The sequence below is a fragment of the Salinimicrobium tongyeongense genome, assembly GCF_026109735.1.
Lineage (GTDB): Bacteria > Bacteroidota > Bacteroidia > Flavobacteriales > Flavobacteriaceae > Salinimicrobium > Salinimicrobium tongyeongense.
This window is the reverse complement of sequence record NZ_CP069620.1, coordinates 2,479,613-2,506,162: the sequence shown is the minus strand read 5'-3', so window position 1 is coordinate 2,506,162 and position 26,550 is coordinate 2,479,613. Positions and strand designations below refer to the sequence as shown.

The following is a 26,550-nucleotide window of genomic DNA, read 5'->3' as shown; positions in this document are numbered from 1 at the left end:
GAGAGGTATTTTCCCTTTTTCATAAATTATTTAAATGAAAAAAATTAAAAAGTATAAATTTAATTATTCACTGTTTTCTTAGTATTATGAAAATATATCTGCAATTTCTCCCTTTCCTTTTTGTATTAAGTGCATTTGCTCAACAAAACCAGGACACTACTCATGTTTTTCAAATAAATGACCAGGAATATCTCGAAAGACGGGGGGCTAATGTTATGCTGGCCCACGATTTCTATCCCGAAAGCCACCAGGGAGGCGTTGGCCTCATCCAGAATGGAATTAGAGTTGCCACCAATGGCGATCTTCGGTTAGAACCTGCCCCGGGACAGTGGCAGCCTGTTCCAAAGGTGGGAGAAAGACAGGTAGATCGTCAAAAAAGGGAAATTAGCGTTCGCATGAGCTATCCAGATCCTTCAAAAGACAGGCGGGGATTTAACCCCATTATCTATCCCGATCTTGACATGTCTTACACTCTAAAAGTACTTCCCGAAGGCAAATCCTTCAGAATTGTAGTAGATCTAGATGAGCCACTTCCCGAAGAATGGGTTGGAAAAGTAGGTATGAACTTTGAACTTTTTCCCGGCATCCTCTTCGGAAAATCTTACTATATGGGAGATGATTTCGGCATCTTTAACCGGCAGGCTAACGGCCCCGGATTTTATACCGAAGATGGGGAATACCGCCTTGAACCCATGGCTACGGGCAAAGAACTTACCGTAGCCCCCGAAGATCCTAAACAAACCCTTACCATTCGAAATCTCAAGGACAACGAGCTGGAACTCCTCGATGGCCGCGCAATTCACAGCAACGGCTGGTTTATTGTGCGCTCCCTGGTTCCTGCCGGGGCAACCAAAAAGGCTATTGAATGGCTGGTGACCCCCAACGTTATTGAAAATTTCACTTATGATCCCGTGGTACAGGTTTCCCAGGTGGGTTACCATCCTGCCCAGGAAAAGATCGCGGTTGTGGAAACCGATAAAAATGATACTGATATAAAGGACATTAAACTTCTGAAGGTAAAACCTGATGGAGGGTTTACTGAAGTCATCTCCCAAAAACCTCAACTATGGGGTGACTTTTTGAGGTACAGGTACTACCAGCTGGATTTTACAAAAATTACAGATTCAGGAATGTACGTCATCGAATATGGCGATTACACTACTGAACCTTTCCAGATAAGCCCTGATGTCTACAAACGCGATGTGTGGCAACCAACCTTAGAATATTTTTTGCCGGTACAGATGTGCCACATGCGGGTGAACGACCGTTATAAGGTATGGCATGGGCTATGCCACCTCGATGATGCCCGCATGGCTCCCATAAATCACAATCATTTTGACGGGTATATCCAGGGGGGCGAAACCCTCACCAAGTACCAACCCGGAGCACATGTACCCGGATTGAATCAGGGTGGCTGGCATGATGCCGGGGATTATGATCTAAGGATTGAATCCCAGGCAGCTACCGTACAAGGCCTGTCTCATATTTATGAAATATTTCAGGAAGATTATGACAACACCAGCATAGACCAGGAAACCAGAATTGTGGAGATCCTGAAGCCCGACGGCAAACCAGATATTCTTCAGCAAATAGAACACGGGCTACTTTCTATCGTTAAGGGCTATGAATCTCTTGAAAGATTTTACCGCGGCATTATTGTGCCTACCAATAGACAGTACATTTTACTTGGTGATCCCGTCACCCACAGTGATAATGTTCCTTTTTCCAATAAGCCTGAAGATGAAAGTATTCCCATTGGCCTCGAAGGAGCCCCCGATGACCGCTGGGTCTTTACCGAAGACAACCCGCGAAGGGAACTGCAGGCTGCCGCAGGCCTTGCAGCTGCAGCGAGGGTAATGAGAGATTACAACCCCGACCTCGCCCGCCGGAGCTTGAATATTTCCGAAGAGATCTGGAACATCACCAAACCAGACAATGAGCTTCAAAAAGTAATGCTGGCGGTGGAACTTTTGAGAACTACAAAGGAGAAGAAATATTCAGATTTTCTCGTGGCAAACACCAACCTCATTGCTGAAAACATTGCACAAACCGGATGGGTTGTTGGCCCTGCCCTTCCTTTGATCAATAACAGGGATTTTACACAAAAAATACGCACGGCTGTAAAAGGCCATTTACAGACTGTGCAGGAACAGGAAAAAAAAACGCCTTACGGAATGCCCTACGAGCCCGATATTTGGGGTGCAGGTTGGGGGATTCAGGATTTTGGGGTAAAACAGTATTTCTTCCACACCAGCTACCCCGACATTTTTCCTGCAAAATACATGTTTAATGCCATGAACTTTGTTTTGGGGGTTCATCCCGGCGTAAATACCTCTTCCTTTGCCTCTGGGGTAGGATCGAGATCTTTAACCCAGGCCTACGGCGTAAATAGAGGGGACTTTTCACACATTCCCGGCGGAATTGGTTCGGGAACAGCATTAATTCGCCCCGATTTTCCTGAATTGCTCGAATGGCCTTTCCTGTGGCAGCAAACGGAGTACGTTCTTGGCGGTGGAACCACAGATTATCTCTTCCTGATCCTGGCTGCAGATAAATTGCTGAACGAAAAATAGAGCTTTCAAAAATGGCATTTTTGACACCTTACTTTTAAATGTGAAAATCCCTCCGAAGTACAGGGAATTCTTTACTCTTTAGGATTTTTCAGAAAAAAACGTTAAAATAGCTCAATATTAATCATTTATAAAATGAAAAAAGCAGTTTTACTATTAGTGGCATTACTGGTTTGTTATAGCGGCCAGGCAAACCAGATTCCCGGCAATACGCCTGATCCTATAACAAAAAAAGAACCAGTAGGGGTTGAAAACCTGGCTTACAGGTGGGGTGAAATGGCAGTTATTGCAACAGCGAATGACACTGAAAAATTTAAACCCAGGCCAACAATTACTTCCCGTTTCCTCGGCTTAATTTTTACTTCGGTTTTTGATGCCTGGTCCCGGTATGATGATAAGGCAATTCCTGTTTATCTTACCAATACCCAAAGGAGGCCTCTAAACGAACGCAGCCTTAAAAACAAGGAAATCGCTATAAGTTATGCTGCTTACAGGGCTATGAGTGAATATTATTACTCTGATGTGGAGCTATTCAGCAATTTCATGATAGAACTGGGGCTGGACCCAAACAATAATTCTTTAGATCCCACTACTCCTGAAGGCATTGGGAATTTAGCCGCAAAAGCGGTCATTGAAGCAAGAAAAGGAGATGGCTCTAATCAATATGGAGAAGAAGAAGGTTCTAACGGCCAGCCTTACTACGATTACGTCAATTATAAACCCATAAATTCCCCCGATAAAAATATTGACCTCAACCGGTGGCAGCCTAAATATTTTTCAGACGGGAACAACGGGCAGTTTGCTCCTGGCTGCTTAACCCCATTTTGGGATAAAGTAAAACCCATCGCTTTAAAATCGGGCGACCAGTTTCGCCCCGGTCCCCCTCCATTATTGGGTTCAGCTCAATTAGAAAAAGAGGTGAAAGAGGTGATAGACTTACAGGCAAACCTGACAGACCATGATAAGGCATTAGTAGAATTTATGCGAGACGGCCCACAATCTGTTCAACAGGCGGGACACTGGCTCAAATTTTCCCAGGAGGTTTCTGTCAGAGATCAGCATACCCTTGATGAGGATGTGAAAATGTATTTTTATGTTCAAGTGGTTGCCATGGATGCTTTTATAGCCTCGTGGGATGCAAAGATGTTTTATGATTCGGCCAGGCCAAATGCTTTAGTGCACCACTACTACAAAGATCAAAAAATAAAAGCCTGGGGCGGCGGGAACAAAGGAATAATTGAGATGGATGGGACGGAATGGAGACCCTATTCGCCCGATACTTTTTTATGCCCTCCTTTTCCAGGATATGTCTCAGGGCACAGTACAATTAGTGGCGGTTGTGCTGAAGCTCTTAAGCTGTGGACAGGAAGTGATGAGTTTGGATCTGAAGCCAGACTGGTTGCAGGTGCCATGACAGAACCAGATAACTTAGGGGATACTGTAATTCTAAGATTTCCCACCTTCACCGAAACAGCCGAAATGGCCGGAATTTCAAGGGTGATGGGAGGCTACCACATCCAGTCTGATAATATTGCCGGATTGGAACTGGGAAGGAATGTTGCCCGGGAAGCCTGGAGTTTCTATAAAAAACACATCGGGGAAGCAGAAAACTAACTTCAGTTAATAAAAAAGAGTTAAAAGCAGAGCTAGATCTGCTTTTAACTCTTTTTTAATCAGTCAATTAAACATTAAAGAAGAGACGAAAATTCCATTTATTCTCTTCTATTAACTCGTTTATTTTGCAGGTTGGGTTTCTAGGAATTTATTTACCTCCAGCCAGTATATAAACGCATCAAACCAGCGATTACTTGTACGATCTGGGTTTCCAAGGCCAAAGCCGTGCCCTCCGTTCTGGTAGAGGTGGAATTCAACAGGTATTCCGGCTTTGTACCAGGACTCGATCAAACCGAATTCGCCGTTGAAAAGAAAATCATCGGCGGCAAGAACATTGAACATGGGAGGTGCGTTTTCCGGCACTTCTACTTCGTTCAATCCTCCATAAATAGGCCCTATAAAAGCCAGGTCCATCGTTTTAGAATTTAAAGTGGAATGCATGGTGAGCCCTGCACCGGCCGAAAAACCAATCATCCCAATATTGGTAGTGTCTACACCCCACTCCTCAGCACGTTCAACGATCAAGGCATAGGCTGCTTCGGCATCTTCAAGCTGGTTATCAAGGTTCCACCTAGGACGCTCGGGCCGTGCGGCTTCCCCATCACCAGAAGATTCTGCCGGCGGTGTTATGGGGCGGCTCATGTAGTCTTTAAATTCCTCCAGCGATGGAGGAGTTGGGTGAAGCCGGTATTTTAATACAAAGGCTGCTATTCCTTTTTTTGCAAGTGCTTCTGCGACTTCCCAGCCTTCATTGCCCATAGAAAGCCAACGAAATCCTCCTCCGGGAGCTACAATAATTGTAGTGCCGGTGGCTTTATCGGGATCGGGTAAAAAAGGGGTAAGAGTAGCGGTAGTAATGTTTCGTGCCATTGGGTCACCCCACTGGCGAAACCAGGTTTCCTGAGCAGGCTGATCTTCCACACCCCCGGTTCCCAGAGGGATCGCATTAGGTTCCTGGGGTGTTTCAAGAGGGTAAATGGTTCCGTCCTGCGCCCAGCCCGATGCAGCAAAGACAAATAGAATGCTGCAAATGCCAGTCCTGACTAATTTAAATACTGAGTAATTCATAATTATTGGTTTTAGGTTAATAATAAATGATATATGTACTTCTTAGCTGCAGCTTAATTACTTACCTGAACGCAACACTAATTTTATTAGCGCTCAACACTGAAAGTCAATAACTTGGTCTTTACTTCTTCAGATTAGTGCTCTAAATTATTCCCCGCTGAAAAATATCATTACTACTGCCACAATCACTAAAATTATAACAGACACAACGATATCTTTCCAGTTGTAACTGTTCTTGTTATTCTTTTTCTCTTCTTCAGATATGGTTTGAAAAGTGAGGTTATCGGTCTTTTCTTTAGACGGAACAGCGGTGAGGTGGCTCACCACCACAATCAGGATAATACAGAAGAGGAAAAACCATGCTCCAAAAGAAAGGAAATTACTTCCGCCCAGCACGTACAGGAAGCCGTCGGGATCAAGTGAATCCTTTGTGATTTCGAGAACAATTCGCAGCGCGCCGACAATAAGCCCTGTTATTAAAGTAACGAAAGCCCCGGTTGCGTTAATTCTCTTATAAAAGATACCAAGAAGGAAAACTGCGGTAATTGGAGGAGCAATGTATGATTGCACACTTTGTAAATATTCATACAAAACCCCTGAAATGTTTGCCATAATTGGGATCCAGATAATTCCTATAAGCACTATGATTACTGTAGCAATTTGCCCTGTTCTCACGAGTTTCTTTTCGGGGGTATCAGGTTTCAGTTTTTTATAAATATCAACTGTAAATAAGGTGGAACAGGAGTTGAATACTGAAGCCAGGGAACTCATTAAAGCGGCCAGTAATCCCGCAGCAACAAGGCCTCTTAAGCCCGAAGGCAACAGGTTACTCATAAGTACAGGGAAAGCCTGATCGGGGCTGTCCCAATGAAGTTCTCCTCGCATTTTGAGGGTTAGGGCGATGATTCCCGGAACCAGGAAAAGAAATACCGGCAGTAACTTTAGAAGAGCTCCAAAAATGGTTCCTCTTCTCCCCTCTTTAATATTTCGGGCCGTAAGGGCACGCTGTACAATATATTGATCTGTACACCAGTACCAAATTCCAACAATTGTACTGGTAATCAAGAGTGATGGCCAAGGAAAATCTGGGTCTGTAGCGGGACGCCACATATTAAAATATTCTGGGCCCACAGTATCAACCATGCTGTTCCAGCCCCCCACTTTGTCGAGACCAATAAAGGTTAAAGCCGCTGCTCCCAGTACAAGAATGATGGCCTGCAGGGTTTCAGTATAGACAACCGCTCTCATTCCTCCCAAAACGGTATAAATACCGGTTAGGATAACAGTAGAAAGGGCTCCTGTCCAAAAATCTATCCCCAAAAGAGCCGAAACTACCACTCCCCCGGCATAAATAGTTACCGAGATTTTGGTAAGAACATAGGCGATAATTGAGAAGATGGAAAGCACCCAACGGGAACGGGCATCAAATCTTTTTTCAAGAAATTCGGGCATGGTAAACACCCCACTGCGTGCATAAAAAGGCAGGAATACCCATCCCAGGATAAGAACTACCCAGGCCTGAATTTCATAAATCAACATGGGGAGTTTATTCCCGGCCCCGGCCCCTGCTAAGCCCACTACGTGTTCAGAACCTATGTTTGATGCGAAAATGGAAGCCCCAACAACAAACCAACCCACATTTCTTCCTGCTAAAAAATAATCTTCTGTATTCGATTGTTTCTTCTGAATTACCCATACGGCAATTCCCAGAAGAACAGCAAAATAAATACCAATCGAAATCCAGTCAAAAGTATCTAAAGTCTGCATATTATTTTACTGAAAATTTAAAGGAAGTTTTTGATGTATATGTATCTCCCGGCTCAAGAACGACAGATGGGAAATTTTTTTGGTTTGGTGAATCCGGATAGTGCTGCGTTTCCAGACAGAAGCCACTCCTTTTTTCATAATTCCCTTCCCCATACTGAAGCGGCAAAGTTCCATCGAGGAAATTTCCGGAGTAAAACTGGATTCCGGGTTCGGTGGTATGCACCTCCATAAAACGGCCACTTTCCGGATGGTATGCAGAAGCAGCAAAACGCATCCCGCTGTCCTTCTCATTCAGCACCCAGTTGTGATCGTAACCCCCGGCTCTATTTAGCTGCTCGTTACCGGCATCTATTTCTGCCCCTACCTGCTTTGGCTCCCTGAAATCAAAAGGAGTATTTTCAACATCCTGCAGTTGTCCTGTAGGAATTAAGTTTTCTGTCACCGGTAGAAATTTATCTGCGTTTATTACGATTTCATGATCAAGAATAGATTCGGAAAAATCTCCTGATAAATTGAAATATGCATGCTGAGTCAAATTAACTACCGTCTTTTTATCGGTCGTTGCCTCATAATCCACATCTAGAGAATTATCATCATTAAGAGTATAAGTAACAAGAGTCTCAAGCTTGCCGGGGTAGCCTTCTTCCATATCCTCACTTACGTAAGACAGTTTAAGCATTTTGGGATCTGCCTCTTCCACAGTCCATACCACTTTGTCAAAGCCTTTTTCCCCGCCGTGCAAATGATTTTGTCCGTCATTTTGTGCCAGGGTATATTCTTGGCCATCCAGGCTAAATTTTCCATTAGCGATCCTGTTTCCAAAGCGGCCGATTAAAGCTCCAAAAAAGGGATTATCTTCAAGATATTGGTCAAGGGAATTGAATCCAAGGACAACATCTTCATAATTCCCATCGGCATCTGGTGCGGTAAGGGAAGTGATACGTCCCCCATAGGTGATGATCTTCACTTTCATTCCGTTATCATTTTTAAGCGTATATTGCTCAACCTTCTCACCATCGGGTGTTGTGCCATAATCCTCCTTCATCACTTCCTGATCCACATTAGTAGTATCCTCTTCTGAAGTTTGAACTTCTTTATTTTCATTTTTGCACTGTACGAATGCAAGGGCTAAAATCAATAACCCACAACTTAAAAAACTTCTTTTTACAGTATTCATAATTGAGTTGGTTTTAGTTCTACATTCCGTGTTGGAACAGGTGGTAATAGACTTCGTTGGCGTTGATCTTATCTTTGAATTCCCTAACATTTGTTTTTTCATCAATCACCAGTAATTCAATGCCGGCGATATCGGCAAAATCTTCAAGGAATTCGGTTGTCAGGGCCTGAGTGTACACGGTATGATGAGCTCCCCCTGCAAGTATCCAGGAGGTTGCGGCAATATCCAGATCTGGTTTTGGATCCCAAAGTACCCGTGCGACAGGTAAATTTGGCAGATCGGCTTCAGGTTTTACGGCCTCCACCTCATTTACTATTAATCTGAACCTGTTGCCCAAATCGATTAAAGATGCATTAAGAGCAGGACCTTTAGGAGAGTTGAATACCAGCCTTACCGGATCTTCTTTTCCTCCAATTCCCAGCGGATGTACTTCACAGGAAGGTTTGGCATCGGCTATGGTAGGACAGATCTCGAGCATGTGCGACCCCAAGACATAAGATTTTTGCGGACTAAAATGATAGGTGTAATCTTCCATAAAAGAAGTTCCGCCTTCCAGTCCATAGGTCATAACTTTCATGGCTCGCAGAAGCGCAGCGGTTTTCCAGTCCCCTTCGGCACCAAATCCATACCCATCGGCCATTAAACGTTGTACGGCAATTCCCGGCAATTGTTTTAGCTCTCCAAGATTCTCAAAAGTGTCGGTAAAGGCTTTAAATCCGCCTTCTTCAAGAAAAGCGCGAAGGCCAAGTTCAATTTTTGCAGCTTCCTTCAGTGAGTCTCTTTTCTCGCCATTCTTCTGAAGTTTTTCTGAAAGCTTATACGAAGATTCATATTCTTCGAGTAGCTTCTCTACTTCAGCTTCTGAAACTTTATTGATATGCGCCACAACTTCCGAAGAATCATAGCCATTAACCGACATTCCAAACTTCATCTGGGCGGCCACTTTATCTCCTTCAGTAACGGCCACTTCCCGCATGTTGTCGCCAATTCGGGCCACTTTAAGGTTCTGCAGTTCGTCCCAACCCAGTACCACTCTGCACCAGTTGCCAATCTTTTGCTGTACGCGCTCTTCCTGCCAGTGTCCTACAATTACTTTTCTCTTTTTACGCATTCTGGACATCATAAAACCAAATTCCCGGTCTCCGTGGGCTGACTGGTTCAGGTTCATGAAATCCATGTCGATCTTGTTCCAGGGAATTTCAGCGTTGAATTGGGTATGTAGATGGCAAATTGGTTTTTTTAATAAGCTCAAACCATTGATCCACATTTTTGCCGGTGAAAAAGTATGCATCCAGGTGATGATACCAATACATTTTTTCTCGCTGTTTGCCAGCTGGAGGAGGTTTGTAATTTCATCGGGCGTCTTCACCGTTTCTTTGTGAACTATTTTTAACGGGATCTTATTCGATCCGTTAAACCCGTCGACTATGGCTGCGGAATTTTTTGCGACCTGGTTAAGAGTTTCTTCCCCGTAAAGGTGCTGACTCCCGGTTACAAACCAAATTTCCTTTTCTTCTGTACTGATCATCTATTCTGAATTAGGGTAAATATTATTAAAAGACCTAACAGGTTTTAAAAACCTGTTAGGTCTGATTCGTTTAATTTATTTTTGACCGTAATAGGCATTTTTGCCATGTTTACGTTCGTAGTGTTTTTTAATAAGAGAATCCTTTAGCCTGGGGGCTTCGGGATTTATCTGAAGTGTCAAAAATGCCATTTTTGACACCTCTTCCAAAACCTTGCTGTTGTACACCGCTTTGGCGGCATCTTTGCCCCAGGTAAATGGCCCGTGATTGCCTATAAGCACCATTTGAACTTCCTCATAAGAGAGACCTTTCTCTTTAAAGCAGTCCAGTATCTGTATCCCGGTATTGTGTTCGTAGTTCCCTTCGATTAAATCATCTCGCATAGGGGGTGCACAGGGAATATCGGTTGTCAAATGGTCGGCGTGTGTGGTTCCAAAAATAGGAACATCCCGCTGCGCCTGGGCCCAGGCAACCGAATAGGTCGCGTGGGTATGTGCCACTCCGCCTATTTCCTTCCAGTTCTTATACAGAAAAGCATGGGTTTTGGTGTCTGAAGATGGTCTCATTTCCCCTTCCACAACATTGTTATCAAAATCGAGGATCACGATATCTTCAGGTTTTAAATCTTCATAAGGCACGCCGCTGGGTTTAATCGCAAAAACGCCTTTTTCGCGATCTACCGCGCTCACATTTCCGAAGGTATAGATCACGAGATTCAATGCATTGAGCTGCATATTGGCCTCGTAACATTCCTGTTTTAATTCCTGATAAATAGAACTCATTGTCTGCTTATTTTTCTGGTTGCACTTTTTTCGGCGAAGGCGCCCAATTCTTTATACTCCTGCATTAATTCGGCATAAACTTTCACCTCCTCTTTCTTCGGAAGATATTCTGCTTCAAAATCACTGCCCAGGGTTTTACTGGCTTCGATCACGTTTGGATAAAGCCCTGCAGCAACAGCAGCATAAATGGCTGCCCCAAGAGCAGGTGCTTCATCTGAAGCAGCTACTTTAATAGGCATATCCAGCACATTTGCCAGGGTTTGCATTATAAAAGGAGATTTTCTCGCCACTCCTCCAATTCCTATCACGCTATTGATCTTAACCCCTTCTTCTTCAAAACGGTTCACGATCTCTTTAGAACCGAAGCAAATTGCATTGATCAAAGCTTTAAAAATATGGGGGGCTTTAGATCCTAAAGACAGGTTGGAAATGGCACTTTTCAACTCCTGATTAGCATCGGGGGTTCTTCGGCCGTTGATCCAGTCAAGGGCAATAGGCAGGCTCTCAAAAATGTCAATTTTCTCTGCCTCTTCAGAAAGTTTCCTGATAAAGTTCTTTTCGGCTTCTGCTTTTAGTTGCTCTTTTTGTTCTTCGGATAGTATTTCAGAATTATATATAAGATTATCCAGGGGCCAGGAAAGCACATTTTTAAACCATGCCAGCACATCGCCAAAAGCCGACTGCCCCGCTTCCAGACCTATCATTTCAGGTATAACCGAGCCGTCTACCTGCCCGCAAATACCTTTTACGGTCTTATCTCCAACGTTTTCTTTGGAGGATATGATAATATCGCAGGTGGAGGTTCCCATTACACGAACCAAAGTATGCTTATCGATTTTGGCGCCTACTGCGCCCGAGTGTGCATCAAAAACCCCTACGGCAATAACACAATTTGTACTTAATCCTAATTTTTGAGCCCATTTGGCACTTAAATTCCCGGCAACCTCATCGGAGGTGTAGGTCTCGTTGTATAATCTTCTGCGAAGCTCACCTAAATAAGGATCCAGCCTGTTGAGGAAATCTTCGGAAGGAAGTCCGCCCCAGCTTTCGTGCCACATAGCTTTGTGTCCGGCAGCACAGCGGCTTCGTTTAAAAGACTGCAGATCCTGGTCTTCTATGAGCATAAAGGTCATTAGATCACAATGCTCCATCCAGGAATAGGCTGCGTTTTTCACCTTTTCATCTTCCCTGATCACGTGGGTGATCTTTGCCCAAAACCATTCGGAGGAATAAATTCCGCCTTCGTATTTGGTATAATTCTCACCTCCCCAATTCTCTGCCAGCTCGTTGATCTCATTAGCTTCCTTAATGGCAGTATGGTCTTTCCACAACACCATCATGGCATTGGGATTCTCTTCAAAACCTTCAATAAATGCCAGTGGAGTTCCTTCTTTGGTAACTGCAATGGGTGATGAGCCGGTGGTATCTATACAAATCCCTTTTACGGCCTGGCCGTCAATTCCGCTTTTTTCCACAACTCCTTTAATGGTCTTTTCAAGACCTTCAATATGGTCTAAAGGGTGTTGCCGGAATTGATTTATTGCTGCGTTACAGTATTTCTGCTCCTTCCATCGCGGGTAATAATAAGTATCTGAGGCCAGTTCTTTTCCATTTTCTGAATCTACTAAAACAGCTCTCACCGAGTCGGTTCCGTAATCGAGGCCTATAACATAATTCTTCATCTTAATAGTAATTGCTTAAAACAGATACTCAAATATAAGTTTCTTTTCTTTAAGTGTTAGTAAAACACTTATGAATTTTTAACAGAGTTTTTAGTCTTTCTAAATTTACAGAAAGAAATTGTGCTATGGCGATTAATTAATTTCTCCTGTTAATTAAACAGATTTTCCCCGGCAGGAGATTTATTTATTTGTTTTTCAATAACCGAACATCGTAAATTCCTGCAGTACGCGAACCCGGGACTGCTTCAAACTTCAGCTTCAAGATTCCATCGCTTTTTTTCACCATTCCGGCAGGAAGTTTATAATCCTTTTCAAAGAACCTGTTTCCCTCCAGGCCATGGAAACTTTCTTCGGCAATGAGTTCGTCATTAATGAAAATTTTAAAATTACGGCCTTCATCTCCTCCAAAGTAGGTGATCCTAAGCTTTCGTGCCTGTTTCTCCTTATCTATCAAGTTATAACTAAACCAGCCTTCTGCATCTCTCCAATGCCTATCGCGGTGCGTACCTATATTTGAATTTTGGCTTTCTATAAAATGATCGGCTTCCGGTTGTTGTTCGCCGGGAGCGACCCTGTCAATGGTCAAAGCCGCCAGCATCTTTTCTTCCTCCTCCTTTTTCTCCAGTTCCTTCCTTATCTTCTCCACACCTTCAGTAGTTTCCAGAGGAAGGTAAATGGCATACCGTGAGTCATGGAGTTTGTAAAATGGTATAAATTCGAGGTCTTTATATTTGGGGGGATAGATTACTTCTGATGCTGAAAAAGTAAGGTTTTTACCTGGGACTTTCTTCGCCAGGGTTTCAATGTCTTCAGTTTTATCTGAAATGAAATAAGGCACTTCTGAAAGCGGGATGACCTCACCGGCTGCAATATGGCCTCCCCTGCTATCATCGGCAAAAAGCCCGTCCATATCCCCATTCCCTGTTTTAGCTGCCAGTACAATGGGGCCGTATTTCAAAGCCTTGTAATCTGAACCATCGGGAAGTCTTTCAGAAGTAAGCTGCATGGGCAATTTCACATCGACCCTGTCACCATCTTTCCATTTTCTTTTAATGATGAAGTAGTTCCCGGAAGTTGTATTCACCTCCACCGGTTTTCCGTTTACTTCAACATTGAACTCCCCCTGCGAAATCCAGCGCGGATATCTTATTTTCAGGGTTAAATCCTGGGACTTTTTAGACCCGATTAAAAATGATGTGGACTCTACTTCAGGAAAACTTGTTGTTTGAGTAAACGAAAGTCCTTTCTCCTCCCAATTTAAGGTTGACGGGATAAAAAGATTCACATAAAGCTCATTTTCAGAATAGGCATAGATGAATTCATTGTACTTTCCATGATTTTCAATACCCGAACCCACGCAGCACCAGAAACTGGTTTCCGGCTGAGAATACACCCGGTAATGCCCCGGACGCATAGGCGTGAAATAAACAAAACCGCCTTTTTCAGGATGTTGCGAGGAAAGAATATGATTATACAGAGCTTCCTCGTAATAATCTATGTATTTTTCCAAACCTTCTGCCTGAAAGAGCTTTTTGCTCAATTTGAGCATGTTGTAAGTATTACAGGTTTCGGGGCCCTGTACGTCGGTGACCATCGAGGAAAAATCGGTAGTTGGATGAAAATGTTCCCTTACACTATTCCCTCCAATGGCTACAGAGCGTTGGTTCACCACGTTTTCCCAAAAATATTTCGCTGCCTCATGATAATCCTCATCCCCCGAAATTGACGCAACGGTTTCAAATCCAATCACCTTGGGAATCTGGGTATTTGCATGCATGCCATTTAAGACATCATTCTCCTGACTTAAAGGATCAAGCAGCGCCTGCTGAGAAAATTGCCGGGCCAGTTCCAGGTATTTCTCTTCGCCGGTTATTCTGGCTACATCTGCAAAGACCTCATTTAAACCACCATGTTCGGAGATAAGAAGGGACTGGATCTGTTCATCAGAAAGGTTTGCTGTAAGATCGACCATCCAGTCGGTAAAATCGATCAACATTTCCTTAGCCAGTAGATTTCCAGTATGTGTATAAGCATCAAGTAGCCCGGCATATGTCTTATGGATGTTGTAAAGAGGCACCCATCTGCCATTCAGACTAAAACTGGCCGGCTTCAGATTTCCTGACCTAATCTCTGCCCAAAGCTCTTTACTTCCCGGAACACCTCCAATATACCCGGTGCCATAAGCATCCTGCGCCCGTTTAAGCTCCCCAAGCATATATTCTAATCTTTCATATGCATCTTCACTACCTGCAGATGCATACATTTGTGCCAGGGCAGTAAGATAATGCCCTCCAATATGGCCATCCAACCCGGAATTTTCCCAATTGGTGTAACTTTTAGCCTTTGGTTCTAAACCTGCTTCCCGTAAAAAGGGAGCCAGTAATTTATCTGGCTCCAATTCGAGTATGTAATTGAGATCTGTAAGCATTGCCTGTTTAAAAGGCCCTTCTCCCAGCTCTACGTCCTGAAGCTTAAAAAATTTAATGTCGCTCTTATTTTGAGCCCAGACATTAGGTCCAAAAGCAAAAGCTGTTAGAAACAAATAGAAAAGAATATGGTGCCTGTGATCTTTAATCATTAACCCGAAATTTAAATTATTAAATTACTTTTTTGAGGAAAGCACTACCACTGAGAAAGGAGGCAAAACCATTGATAATTTGCCATTTTTGAGACTGAAGTCTTTAAAATCCTTAATGGTTATTTTATCTGGGTCATCAAAAGTATTATGATCCTGAATTTTACCTGATCTAAGGATTTGTCCCTGCATTTTCTTCACATCCAGACCTTCCAGTTCAATTTCCACCTTATGTTCCTTTTTTGCATCTATGTTGACCAGGGAAATGCTGGTGCTTCCGGTCTCACTTTTCGAAGCCGAAACTGAAATGGCCGGTAAGGATTCTCCATTAAAAATATAATTAGGAGAATCAAAAGCCACCGGCAGCAACCGGGCATCGTGGTGCACTGTATACATCTTGAAAACATGATAAGTGGGGGTAAGGATCATTTTCTCCCCTTCGGTAAGTATTTGTGCCTGCAAAACATTCACTGTCTGGGCGATATTGGCCATTTTTACCCTCTCACTATGATTATTGAAGATATTCAAAGTTGCCCCTGCAATCATAGCATCTCTCATGGTATTCTGCTGATATAAAAATCCGGGATTGGTTCCTTCTTCTACTTCGTACCAGCCACCCCACTCGTCTACTGCTAAGTCTATTTCATTTTCAGGATCATATTTTTCCATCACCTCTATATGCTTGGTAACGAACTCATCCATTTTAAGAGCTTCTTTCATACTCTTAAAGTAAATATCTTCGGTATAATTTGTGGAAGGTCCTTTCGCTTTCCAATCAATTACGGCATAATGATGCAATCCTACTGCTTCAATAAGGGATTTCGGAACCTCCCGCATTAAGACCTCGGTCCAATGATAGTCATCACCTGTAGCTCCTGCCGCAATTCTATAGAGATTTTCATTATTTTCCGACGCGTTCATAAAAGTAGCGTACTGCTTATATATATTCGCATAATATTCAGCGGTCATATTCCCGCCGCAGCCCCACATCTCATTTCCAATTCCCCAAAATTTCACGTTCCAGGGTTCTTCCCTTCCATTTTCCTTTCTCAATTTGGCCATGGGACTACCTGCCGGATGGTTGGTATACTGTACCCAGTCGGCAAAATCCTTTACTGTTCCGCTACCCACATTTCCTGATATAAAAGGCTCGGCTCCCAATTCTTCACACAGGTTCAAAAAATTATGCGTTCCAAAGCTGTTGTCTTCGGTTACCCCACCCCACCAGGAGTTTACCATGGTTGGCCTCTCTTCCTGTGGGCCAATTCCATCTTTCCACTGATAAGTATCGGCAAAACAGCCGCCGGGCCACCTGAGGTTCGGGATTTGGATTTCCTTTAGCGCTTGAATAATATCTGTTCTAACTCCTTCTTTATTGGGGATTGCGCTGGTGTCCCCAACATAAAATCCGTCATAAATAGAGCGGCCGAGATGTTCAGCAAAGTGACCGTAAATATGCTTGCTGATCTTTGGAGCATTTTGGTCTTCACGTACGGTAATCTTCGTTTCCTGTGCAAATACCACCGACTGGCACATAAAAAGAAAAATAAATAGGCTACTAATTTTTTTCATGATTTACTGTTTAATTTTTTACTACTCAAAAGTCACTTCTCAAATATTTCAGAGCTGAATTAATTTGTATTTATCTCAAAATCTCCAATCAAATTTATTGGAGTATATATCTTATATAAGCTTCTCTTAAGGTGTACTACATTTTATTTTTGTACACTACACATTGATATTTAAAGATCCACCTGAAGTTTTTCACCATGATACTTAATATTTCTTGAGGTAGATCCCTGTTTTTCTCCCACCAATTTAATATTAAAAACCCTCTCCTTCAGCATGCCCTCAAATTCACCTTTACGGGGATGAATTATTAACTGTTTTTGTTCATCCTTCCATTCAAACTTTATTTCAGAATAGGCACCATCTTCATAATTGTAATTATCCTTTTCATCCTCATATAATATAAATTCACCATTTGCGCCCGGATATACTTTAACTTCCAGATTATTCCAGTCATGTTGAGTAGCATATTGCACTTTTGGTCCTATAGGAAGGATGGAACCTGCACGAACATATAGTGGCATAACATCTATTGGTGTTTCTTTTTCGATACGTTTTCCACCATTGAACTTTCTTTCGTCCCAGTAGTCGTACCAAATGGCACCAGCAGGAAGGTAAATATCCTTTGACTTCACTTCTCCAAAATTTTCTGATTTGTTTACTGTGTACATGGATCTCGTGACCGGGGCTACAAGAATGGATTTTCCAAACATATATTGATCGTTTAAATCATGCACCTTACTGTCACCAGGAAAATCCATTACTAAAGCCCGCATCATACTTGAATTATTATGAGTAATATCCCAGGCAGAAGAATAAATGTAAGGCAGTAGGCTATAACGCAGGTTTATAAACTTTTCTAATGCATCGTAGATGTCATCCCCCTTTTTTCCAAACTGATAGATCTCTCTTGGTGCATCTGCACCATGGGAACGCATCATTGGAGTAAAGGCTGCAAATTGGAGCCACCGGGCATATAATTCCCGATATTCAGGATCCTCGAGCTTGTCTTTGAATTTACTAAGGAAGAAACCTCCAATATCAGTATTCCAATAAGGTATTCCTGTAAGTGAAAAGTTTAAGCCGGCCGGAATTTGTTTCCCCAGGGCATCCCATGAAGCAGTAACATCTCCAGACCATGTGTTGGCCCCATACCGCTGTTGTCCGGCGAAAGCTGAACGTGTCAAAATAAAAACTCTTTTATCTGAAGTTTCTTGTCTCTGATTTTTATAAACTCCTCCCACACTTAACAAGGGATAAGCATTACGAACCTTTCTAAAGGAGCCTAAATGTGTCTGAACATCCAGATCCTCAGGTTTAAATTCAAGGTGGTCAGGCTCTGTTGAATCCATCCACCATCCATCGATTCCCAGGGAATAAAGGCCCTTCCTTAAATGTTTCCAGTAAATATCTCTTGCCTCCGGATCGTAGGCATCATACACCCGAACTCCAGATGGATAATTCATATCTGGTGGCCATGTATCTTTTCCTGATAAAGGCCAGGTTTGAAATTCTAGAAGATCATTACCTGCTTTTAAATCTTTATAGGGTTGGGTCTCAGGACCAAAAGATGACCAGATTGAAATAATAATATGAGCATTAAGATCATGAATTTGATCAATCATCTTCTGTGGCTCAGGAAAATTGGGATTTAAAAACTCCATAGCATTCCAATGATAATTGTCTCCCCAATACTGCCAGTCCTGGATAATGCCATCCAAAGGAACATTTAATTCCCGATATTTTTTGACTACCCCAACCGTTTCTTCCTGGCTTTTATATCGTTCTTTACTCTGCCAATACCCAAATGTCCATAATGGAAACATAGGCACTTCTCCCGTAAGATTTCGCATATTTGCGATTACCCCATCAGAATTTCCTCCGTCCATAAAATAGTAGTCAATCCCATCTCCAACCTCGGATTCAAATTGGGTCCTTTCAGTATTATCACTGAAAGTAGTAGGTGAATAATTATCCCAGAACATTCCATATCCTTTAACCGATTGAAAAAAGGGCACGAAATCCCAGGTGTTACCCTGTATCATTTTAACTTCCTGATTTCTCTGTGACATTTTTCCATTCTGAAGGATTCCAAGTCCGTATATAGCTTCCTCTGGATCTAACTTAAAAGATTGTGAAACGCTGTAAGTATTCTCCCCGGCATCATTGAATTTCACGAATGAGGCACTAATCTCCTGCAGGAGCACCCGCCCCCCTAATCTCTTAAAGGTAATATTCCCATTTCTAAGATCTAGTAGCACCTCAAGATCTTTTGAGCTTAAAGAAACGTAATCACCCTTTTCTCTTGTATTGAAGCTTACATCTACCGGATCCATAATTACTGAAAGACTTTCTTTTTTATAGGAAGATCCCTCAGGGTATTTAATTACCCGAACCAAGTCGGGCTTAAAAAATTGTATCTCAACCTCAATCGAGTCAATAGTTGCAGATATCCCACCTTCAGTTTCTTGAAATGATTGCGCTACAACTCCCGGTATTGCATCATTAGCAGATGTTGCATACAAGCCTAATAATGCCCCGGTAAAACCTCCGGCAACATTAGTGGACAGAATATCTCCGGACACTGTACCACCTAAATTCTGAAAATCTTCTCCTTTCAAAGCATAACTGAACTGATAGTCATCTTCTTCTGCTTCTACTCTCAGCTGAACCTCATCTTTATATTCAATTTCCTTACTGGCCAGTATTTTGGAAGAACCTTTTTCAGTCCTCTCCAACACTAAATAAAATTTGTTGTCTTTCCTGGTTACACCAAATACATAATTAAATTTTTCACTTTGAATAGCTGTGATACCGGCTAAATCTTTTTCAGACTTTGGCTTGTAACTCATAGTAGCAGTAAAGGAAAAATCTTTGTGCTGTTGACGATGAAAAAGTGTAGAGGTAGGTTTAACTTCCTTTATATTGGTTTCAAAAGGGTTAATTTGAAGACCTTTTTTGGTGAACTTAATGAAATCTTCACGAGGCCCTCTTAATCCTACCCAACGGTAATCTAATTTATCAGAACTAAAGTCCTCGGTATAAGTAAAGTTTCCATTTGGGAAATAATCACCTTCTCCGGTTTTATTTTCAACACCTTCCGGCATTTTAAGTTTTGGTTCCATGGGAACAAGACCATTTATAAAAACAGGAAACTTTCCAGACCAGTCTACCGGTAAAATAAAAGTTTCTCTTCCGGTATTTACCCTACCTTTTTCATTTGGGCGTATTGCTAAAAATACCCCCCAGTATTCACCATCGGGTCCTTCAACCAGATCTGCATGTCCAGCCCAGTCTACTTTGTAATCCCGGTTTTGCGAAAGATATCTTTGTGTTAGGATTGGATTTGAGGGTGCAGGCTCATAAGGTCCCATTGGCTTATCACTTACAAATATCACCTCACTATGCCAACCTCCTGTACCACCTTCGGCACACATTAGATAATAAAGACCATCTTTTTTATAGATATGAGGAGCTTCAATCCAGATGGGTTTATCTGCAAGATCGACTCCTCCATCTACAATTATCTTATCGGTTCCCTCAATCACCTGATCTTTTTCCAGATCATATTCCCAAATTTTAATCACGCGATGCCCCTGGTATAGTTCTTCTCCCTGGTTTGGAGCATCATTATGGACTACATAGGCCTTCCCGTCGTCATCAAAAAAGATCGCCGGATCTATACCCTGAAAGTTCAATTTGTACGGATCGCTCCAACCTTGCATAGGATCTTTGGTTTTAACCACAATGTTTCCAAAACCACCGGCAAACTGGGTGGTGATCATATAAAAAGTATCATTGTGAGGGTTATACCGAATATCAGGGGCATAAATTCCGGCACTGATCCCTGTATCAAAAACTTTTAACTGTGTTTTTCTATCCAGAACGTGGCCAATTTGCGTCCAGTTCACCAGGTCATTTGAATGGAAGATTGGCACCCCCGGAAAAACAGCAAAGGATGAGGAAACCAAATAATAATCATCTCCTTTTCGGGCAATTGCCGGATCTGGATACATTCCCTGTAAAATAGGATTATAGAATTCATCCTCCTCCAAAGGATTCTCATTATACACATCATCATTCCCTTCATAAACCGCTTTGGAAAATACAGGTACATTTTTCTGCGCACTACAGCCGGTAAAGACAAAAAGGGCTAAGAGAATGGTGATTAAGAACGGTTGATTTTTTTTCATTTTAAATATTTTTATTGTTATTTCCTTACGTATCTATTCTTAATTTATTTTTCAAATTTCCAGTAATCAAAGTAGAGTATCTCGCTGGGTGCTTTTCCTTTAAAAACAAAATATACATCGTGTATACCGGTTATATTGTCAATATCTACAGTCACTAATTCCCACCTATCACTACCTCCGGTTAATGGCACTTTTAGGGTTCCAATCAGTTCCCCATCTACTGCATCGAGTCTTATCTCCATACTTACATCCCCGTTATGGGTTGTCCCCACCCTGGCTGTAAATCGAGAAGCACCTTGCTCTCTAAAATCTACTTTTTTGACGGTAGAAAAGGCATTGTTGTGGGTAGCCACAATGAAGTTTCCTACAATGTCATTTTCTCTTGACTTCAAACCTTCGGACCAGGCAATGGTTTCTGCTTCATTTTTAATATATGGGTTCAAAGGTTTCAATGGGTCCTCTAATCCCTTAGTCATATTCAATTGCCGGATCGATCCATCTTCATTGAATTTCAATTCCTCCACGGCTACAGAACGGGTAAACCCACCTCCTCCGGGGAGGGCTGCATTGTGATAAAAGAAATAGGTTTTACCCTTGTAATCAATGACTCCGGGATGATTTGTAAAGGCGCCTCCTTCCCTAGGCATCACCACTCCCTGATATTTATAGGGACCTGTGATACTGTTACTTGTAGAATAGCCAATATGTTCTGGTAAAGGTCCGGCGGCAAAAAACATGTAATAGATACCATTTCTTTTGTACAACCAGGGACCTTCTTCATATGTAGTGGGGCGTTGAGGATTTTCTTCCCCTTCGCGTTTTCCAAATGCTTCAATGGTATTAGGGATCTTTTTAATTTCCCCATCATAACTTATCATGTCTTCATTCAGTTTCACATAATAGCATTCGGGGTTTCCCCAAAAAAGATAGGCCTGCCCGTCATCGTCAATAAATACAGAGGGATCTATATCTGCATTACTATTGCTAATCAAGGGTTTTCCTAAAGGATCCAGGAATGGTCCATATGGACTATCGGCTACCGCCACACCAATTCCATTCCTTCCATTCCTGGCAGTTATAGGCACGTACATATAAAACTTACCATGCCTCTCTATGGCCTGGGGTGCCCAGGCATTCTGTTTAGCCCAGTCAAAATCATCATAGGCCAGTACCGTCCCATGGTCTGTCCAGTTGACCATGTCTTCGGTGGTGTACAAGCGCCAGTCGTTCATAGTGAACCAGGTTGACCCTGCTTCATCATGGGAGGTATATAAATAAACTTTACCATTATAAATCAGGGGAGCAGGATCTGCTGTATAATTCGTTTGAATAATCGGGTTTTGGGATATTCCTTTATTATAAACCAAAAACAGGATTAGGCATAATATTACTCTGTTTGCTTTCATATTTTTACTTCTACTTTATTTCCGTTATACTCAATTTGTTTATTTATCCACTCTCCGTCTTTCAACAGGCTGATATTAAATGAACGCTTCTGGAACATCCCTTCAAAATCTCCCTCTCTTTCTTCTATAGTTAACATCTTTTCATTTTCATTCCAGAGAAAATTGATCTCCGAATAAGCACCTTCTTCATAATTATAATTATCGTTTTCATCTTCATACAATGTAAAAGTTGCTTCCGCTCCGGGATAAATTCGAATTTCAAGTTCCTTCCAATCCTTCTCTTCAGAATATTGAACTTCAGGACCTATTGGAATAATGGATCCGGCTTTGATAAATAAAGGAATGATATCTATAGGTGTCGTTCTTGAAATCGTTTGTCCCCCGGTGAATTTTTTATTTGACCAGAAATCAAACCAGTCGCTGGATTTTGGTAAATACACAGGTCTTTCTACTGCGCCAAATTCAGTAACAGGGGCCACCAGAAAAGAATCTCCAAGCATATACTGCATTGACTGGTTCACAGCCTCAGCATCGTCCTGAAAATCCATAACCATTGGACGCATCATAGTATATCCATTTTTAGAAATGTGCCATGATCCTGAATAGATATAGGGAAGCAGACGGTAACGAAGATCCAGCATTTTACGCATATTAGACTCTACTTCTTCGCCAAATTTCCAGGGTTCGGTTTCAGATTGGTACCCATGTACCCTAAAAATCGTATTAAATGTTCCCCATTGGAACCACCTCGTAAGTAATTCCCTGTAATTCTCATCAGTATACTGTGAAGCCCCCGGACGAAAAAATCCTCCAATATCGGTAGTCCAAAATGGCATTCCAGTAAGCGAATAATTCAAGCCGGCAACTATTTGCCTCTGATACTCTTCCCAGGTACCACCAATATCACCTGACCAATTAATTGTTCCATACCTATGTTGTCCTGCAAATGCCGAACGTGTTAATATAGTGACCCTTTTCTCAGGATTGGCTCTTCGCTGTCCTTCGTAAACTGATTCACTCACAAACAAGGGATAAGTTAAGCGGTAAAACTCGCCTGGACCACGATGTGTAATTTCTCCCGTTAACGCATCGTTCTCCGGCTCGGTGGCATCCATCCACCAGCCATCTATCCCATGGGTGAATAGATTTTCATTTAGCGTCTGCCAGTAACGTCTTCCTGTTTCCGGATTAAAATAATCAAGCCATTTCGTCTCAGGGATGAACAAACCTTTTTCGACGTATTCCTTACCTATTTCTGAATTCTTGTCGGGATTAGACCATATGGAAATGGTTAAATGTGCATTTAGATCATGTATCTCCTGAATAAATCCGGAGGGATTAGGATAATTGGTTTCATCAAATTGAGGTACGCCCCAACCACGGTCTCCCCAGTACTGCCAATCCTGCACAATAACATCCATAGGTAATTCCCGCCTTCTGAATTCTTTGACAGTTTCCACCAGATCACTTGCTGAGGTATACCTTTCCCGACACTGCCAGAATCCATATGCCCAAAGAGGGAGCATGGGAGTGTTTCCGGATAATTCACGATAGCTGCCTATAACTTCATCAGCACTATTACCATTGAAAACTACATAATCAAGGGACTTGGCATGAGGAGAGCGAAAAGTAGTAGTATTATCTGCCTTTTTCCAGGACAATTTAGGAGTATTCGAAGACTTACTAACTACCTGTACACTATGTTCTCCTGCTTTTAGGTGTACCGATTTACTTGCTGCGGGAGGAAGCCACAAATTGGAATGGTCTATTATGGCCGAATCATCAATGACTACAAGATGACGACTATCCATATCGCCCAAATCCAACATAAAGATATAATCCCCATCTTCATCTACTGAAAACTTTCCTGAATAAAGGGCTTCTTCCCGGGAGATCTTCTGGGTTCCTGAGGTAGTAGTGATTTCCACCAGGTCTTTCTCTCCACCCGAATCCGCATTTTCCTCCCTGACCAATGAAATTTCATTGTCAGCCGGATTGTATTCTGTGAGGCCGTATTGATGCCATAATATTCCATACCCCTTGCTGGAGTATAGAAAAGGAATAGCTATTTGAGAATTTACCTGTATCAATTTCCGGCTGATATTTCTAAGATTATAATGCCCATCCTGAAATTGTCCCAGACCAAATAAAAACTCGTCTTCGGGGGAATGGAAAGTTTGTTCCACCAGAAATGCCGGTTCTCCCATGACTGAATTTGGTTTCATAATTCGGCTTCCCGGTTTTTCACTGAGAAATATCTCTCCATTTACATCTGAAAAATTAAGAGTCCTCTCTTTCCTATTGTAGGTTACCAGCATAGAATCTGTGCTGATTTGAAGTTGATCCTCTTCATGTGAAAATTGAAAATCTGAAAACGGCTGCTGATTTACTAAAATAAGTTCTTCCTTTTCCTTTATTCCTCCCATTTCCATTTGAACTCTTACAGCATTAGGAGAAAACGGAATGATCTCTAAGACACCATCTTCCAGATTAATGCTAAGCCGATCCTTCTTAAGTTCGTACACCCTCTCCTGAGGTATAGAGGTTATCGGAAAACAAAGAAACAATAAGACGGCTATTCTAAAATTCATTTTTTTCTCTTAACATCTTTTATTCTATAGGAGATAAATAACCTGCGAAGCCGCCCCGACGCAGCAACTTCACACCAACTGAACTATTTCTATCCACTACCTGATAGCTGATGGAAAATTCTTTATCATGATCTCCATCTGCAAATAAGCTTAGCCTGTACTTTTTGTCTTCAGGTAAAAAGTCAAAGCTTAACACCTGGTCCTTTACCTTTTCTTCTCCGTTAATTCCAGCTATATACCAGATTTCCTCTTTTTGACGGGTCATGGTGACTCCCTGCCCGGGATATCCATCCAGTAATTTGGTGTCATCCCAGGTGACCGGTAGATCCATGAGGAACGAAATTATTTCTGCCGGGAGAGATCTATATCCCTCGGGCCTGTCGGCCATGTGCTGTAAAGCAGACTCAAAAAGCACTCCCAGAGCCAGTTCATGGCCATAAGAAGTTATGTGGGGATATTGAGAATTGGTAAAAGTTACCGGTGTGTAATCCATAGAACCAACAACATTCCTTGTGAACGGCAGAATAGTATTATGTACAGGCGCTTCATAAGTGAAATCTGGACCGTTATTGTACCATTCGGCACCGCGAACTCCTTCATAGGTCATAAGATGAGGATAAGTTCTACCCCAGCCTCTGGGCACCAGGCTACCGTGGAAAAAAACCAGCATCTCAAAATCTGCAGCATCTTCCAGAATATCCATATAATAGTTGATCATATCCTGTTTTTCACTTTCGAAAAAATCAACCTTGACCCCGACAATTCCCATTTTCTTTAGTTTGGTAAACTCCTCCACCCTGTTTTCATGAGTTAACATCCTGTCTTTTGGAGTAGCTTCTACCCAGGTGTGATCACCCCCGGAATTGTACCATATTAAAGGTTTTATTCCCTTTGAATGTATGTACTCCAGGGCGTCATCCAAATTACCTCCATTGCCCATAGCATCCCACTCCCAGTCCAGTAAGGTGTAGGGCCAACCCATTTCTACTGCCAGATCAGTAAATTTGCGCACCACCTGGTAATCTTTTGTTCCATGGTTATTAGACCAATAATTCCAGGATACCAGCCCGGGTTTTATCCATTCAGTATTTTCGACTAAAGATGGTGTAGAAACATCATCTACAAGCGTTGAGGAAACAATATCATCCAGTCCGCCAATTATTATTACCCTCCAGGGAGATTTCCAGGGCAGGTTTATTGTAGGTTGGGATTCTCCCTGTTCCCTGCCATTCCAGGCGTCAGGAAATGTGAGCTTGTACTTAGAAGGTTCTTCGTAATTAGTTAGTTTCGTCCCTGCGTAGCTCCTCATTAAGTCAGCTTCATGAATTAAATAAAAGTAAGTGCTGTCTGGCGCCTGAAAAAGAGCAGGATAAGCCCAGTCTTTCTGCTCCCTTGCATCTTTCATTTCCCGGTAATAACCTTCATTTGCAGGATTGAACTTTTGTAGCCAGCGTTTTGAACTATCCGGAATTGTATAAGAGGTCATTTCTTCTTTAATTACATAAGAAGACTTATCTTTTTCAGGAAATTCATAGCGAAAAACCAGACCGTCATTATAAGCACGAAGAATCAAATTCATTTTTGATTTATCGGGCCGCTCAAAAAATACCACTACTTCGTTAGCCGAGTTGGCTCTTTGTAACCTTTTACCGTGTAGGGTAACATAATCATCATTAACTTGCTTTTTCCTCCCGGATCTTATAAACTTCAGCTCTTTTGAAAAATCCTGATCACTGCGCACCAATCCCAAATCAATTTTTGGAATTACTGTTTTAACCTCCCCATTTGTCTCATAGTTAACTTCAAGATACCATTCCCCAAACTCCGCCTGCTCCTCATTCCACAACCTCACACTTATTTGTTCGTTTGGGGAGTTTAAGCTAAGTTTCTGGGAAAACGCACTTGAAGTTAGGAGTATCAAAAAAAGCAGAAAACTATTTTTAATGACTTCTCCCCTTCTATTTATTTTCTTCTCTATCATTCAGGGTATTTATAATTAGAGGTTTGTTTTAATGACCTAATACGGCTGA

14 protein-coding genes are annotated in these 26,550 nt (G+C 42.1%); 2 read left to right on the top strand and 12 right to left on the bottom strand.

The window, feature by feature from the left end:
* Positions 1 to 86: 86 nt before the first annotated feature.
* Together JRG66_RS11085 and JRG66_RS11080 are read left to right on the top strand one after the other, a co-directional pair.
* On the top strand, positions 87 to 2,573 hold the full coding sequence (locus JRG66_RS11085) for a glycoside hydrolase family 9 protein (RefSeq protein WP_265162834.1): 2,487 nt from the start codon (positions 87 to 89) through the stop codon (positions 2,571 to 2,573).
* A 132-nt stretch (positions 2,574 to 2,705) separates the two neighbouring features.
* Positions 2,706 to 4,184, top strand: coding sequence for a vanadium-dependent haloperoxidase (locus tag JRG66_RS11080; RefSeq protein WP_265162833.1), 1,479 nt, complete (start codon positions 2,706 to 2,708; stop codon positions 4,182 to 4,184).
* A gap of 120 nt (positions 4,185 to 4,304) precedes the next feature.
* On the opposite strand, the gene JRG66_RS11075 is transcribed toward JRG66_RS11080, so the two are convergent.
* The 12 genes from JRG66_RS11075 to JRG66_RS11015 all read right to left on the bottom strand — a co-directional run bounded on the left by JRG66_RS11075 (position 4,305) and on the right by JRG66_RS11015 (position 26,501).
* Entirely contained in the window at positions 4,305 to 5,252 is a 948-nt protein-coding gene (locus tag JRG66_RS11075; protein ID WP_265162832.1) for an alpha/beta hydrolase, read from the bottom strand.
* Between the two features lie 147 nt (positions 5,253 to 5,399).
* The gene (locus JRG66_RS11070) at positions 5,400 to 7,019 is read right to left on the bottom strand and encodes a sodium:solute symporter (RefSeq protein WP_265162831.1); all 1,620 of its coding nucleotides are present in this window, start codon (positions 7,017 to 7,019) and stop codon (positions 5,400 to 5,402) included.
* Position 7,020: 1 nt separating this feature from the next.
* Positions 7,021 to 8,196: an aldose epimerase family protein gene (locus JRG66_RS11065; RefSeq protein WP_265162830.1), complete on the bottom strand. Its 1,176-nt coding sequence runs from the start codon at positions 8,194 to 8,196 to the stop codon at positions 7,021 to 7,023.
* A 19-nt stretch (positions 8,197 to 8,215) separates the two neighbouring features.
* Positions 8,216 to 9,724 (bottom strand): L-arabinose isomerase, encoded by a 1,509-nt coding sequence (gene araA / locus JRG66_RS11060; protein WP_265162829.1) that lies wholly within the window; start codon positions 9,722 to 9,724, stop codon positions 8,216 to 8,218.
* 75 nt (positions 9,725 to 9,799) lie between these two features.
* Positions 9,800 to 10,504 (bottom strand): L-ribulose-5-phosphate 4-epimerase, encoded by a 705-nt coding sequence (locus JRG66_RS11055; RefSeq protein ID WP_265162828.1) that lies wholly within the window; start codon positions 10,502 to 10,504, stop codon positions 9,800 to 9,802.
* The gene (locus JRG66_RS11050) at positions 10,501 to 12,186 is read right to left on the bottom strand and encodes a ribulokinase (RefSeq protein WP_265162827.1); all 1,686 of its coding nucleotides are present in this window, start codon (positions 12,184 to 12,186) and stop codon (positions 10,501 to 10,503) included. The genes JRG66_RS11055 and JRG66_RS11050 overlap by 4 nt, the downstream gene beginning before the upstream one ends.
* Before the next feature lie 184 nt (positions 12,187 to 12,370).
* Positions 12,371 to 14,764 (bottom strand): glycoside hydrolase family 127 protein, encoded by a 2,394-nt coding sequence (locus JRG66_RS11045; RefSeq protein ID WP_265162825.1) that lies wholly within the window; start codon positions 14,762 to 14,764, stop codon positions 12,371 to 12,373.
* Between the two features lie 24 nt (positions 14,765 to 14,788).
* A complete protein-coding gene (locus JRG66_RS11040) occupies positions 14,789 to 16,333 on the bottom strand; it encodes an alpha-N-arabinofuranosidase (protein ID WP_265162824.1) in 1,545 nt (514 codons plus the stop codon).
* 170 nt (positions 16,334 to 16,503) lie between these two features.
* Positions 16,504 to 20,523: a TIM-barrel domain-containing protein gene (locus JRG66_RS15590; RefSeq protein ID WP_307726285.1), complete on the bottom strand. Its 4,020-nt coding sequence runs from the start codon at positions 20,521 to 20,523 to the stop codon at positions 16,504 to 16,506.
* 44 nt (positions 20,524 to 20,567) lie between these two features.
* A complete protein-coding gene (locus JRG66_RS11025) occupies positions 20,568 to 21,929 on the bottom strand; it encodes a glycoside hydrolase family 43 protein (RefSeq protein ID WP_265162823.1) in 1,362 nt (453 codons plus the stop codon).
* Entirely contained in the window at positions 21,926 to 24,520 is a 2,595-nt protein-coding gene (locus JRG66_RS11020) for a glycoside hydrolase family 31 protein (protein ID WP_265162822.1), read from the bottom strand. The genes JRG66_RS11025 and JRG66_RS11020 overlap by 4 nt, the downstream gene beginning before the upstream one ends.
* A gap of 19 nt (positions 24,521 to 24,539) precedes the next feature.
* Positions 24,540 to 26,501, bottom strand: coding sequence for a glycoside hydrolase family 97 protein (locus JRG66_RS11015; RefSeq protein ID WP_265162821.1), 1,962 nt, complete (start codon positions 26,499 to 26,501; stop codon positions 24,540 to 24,542).
* Between the last annotated feature and the right edge of the window lie 49 nt (positions 26,502 to 26,550).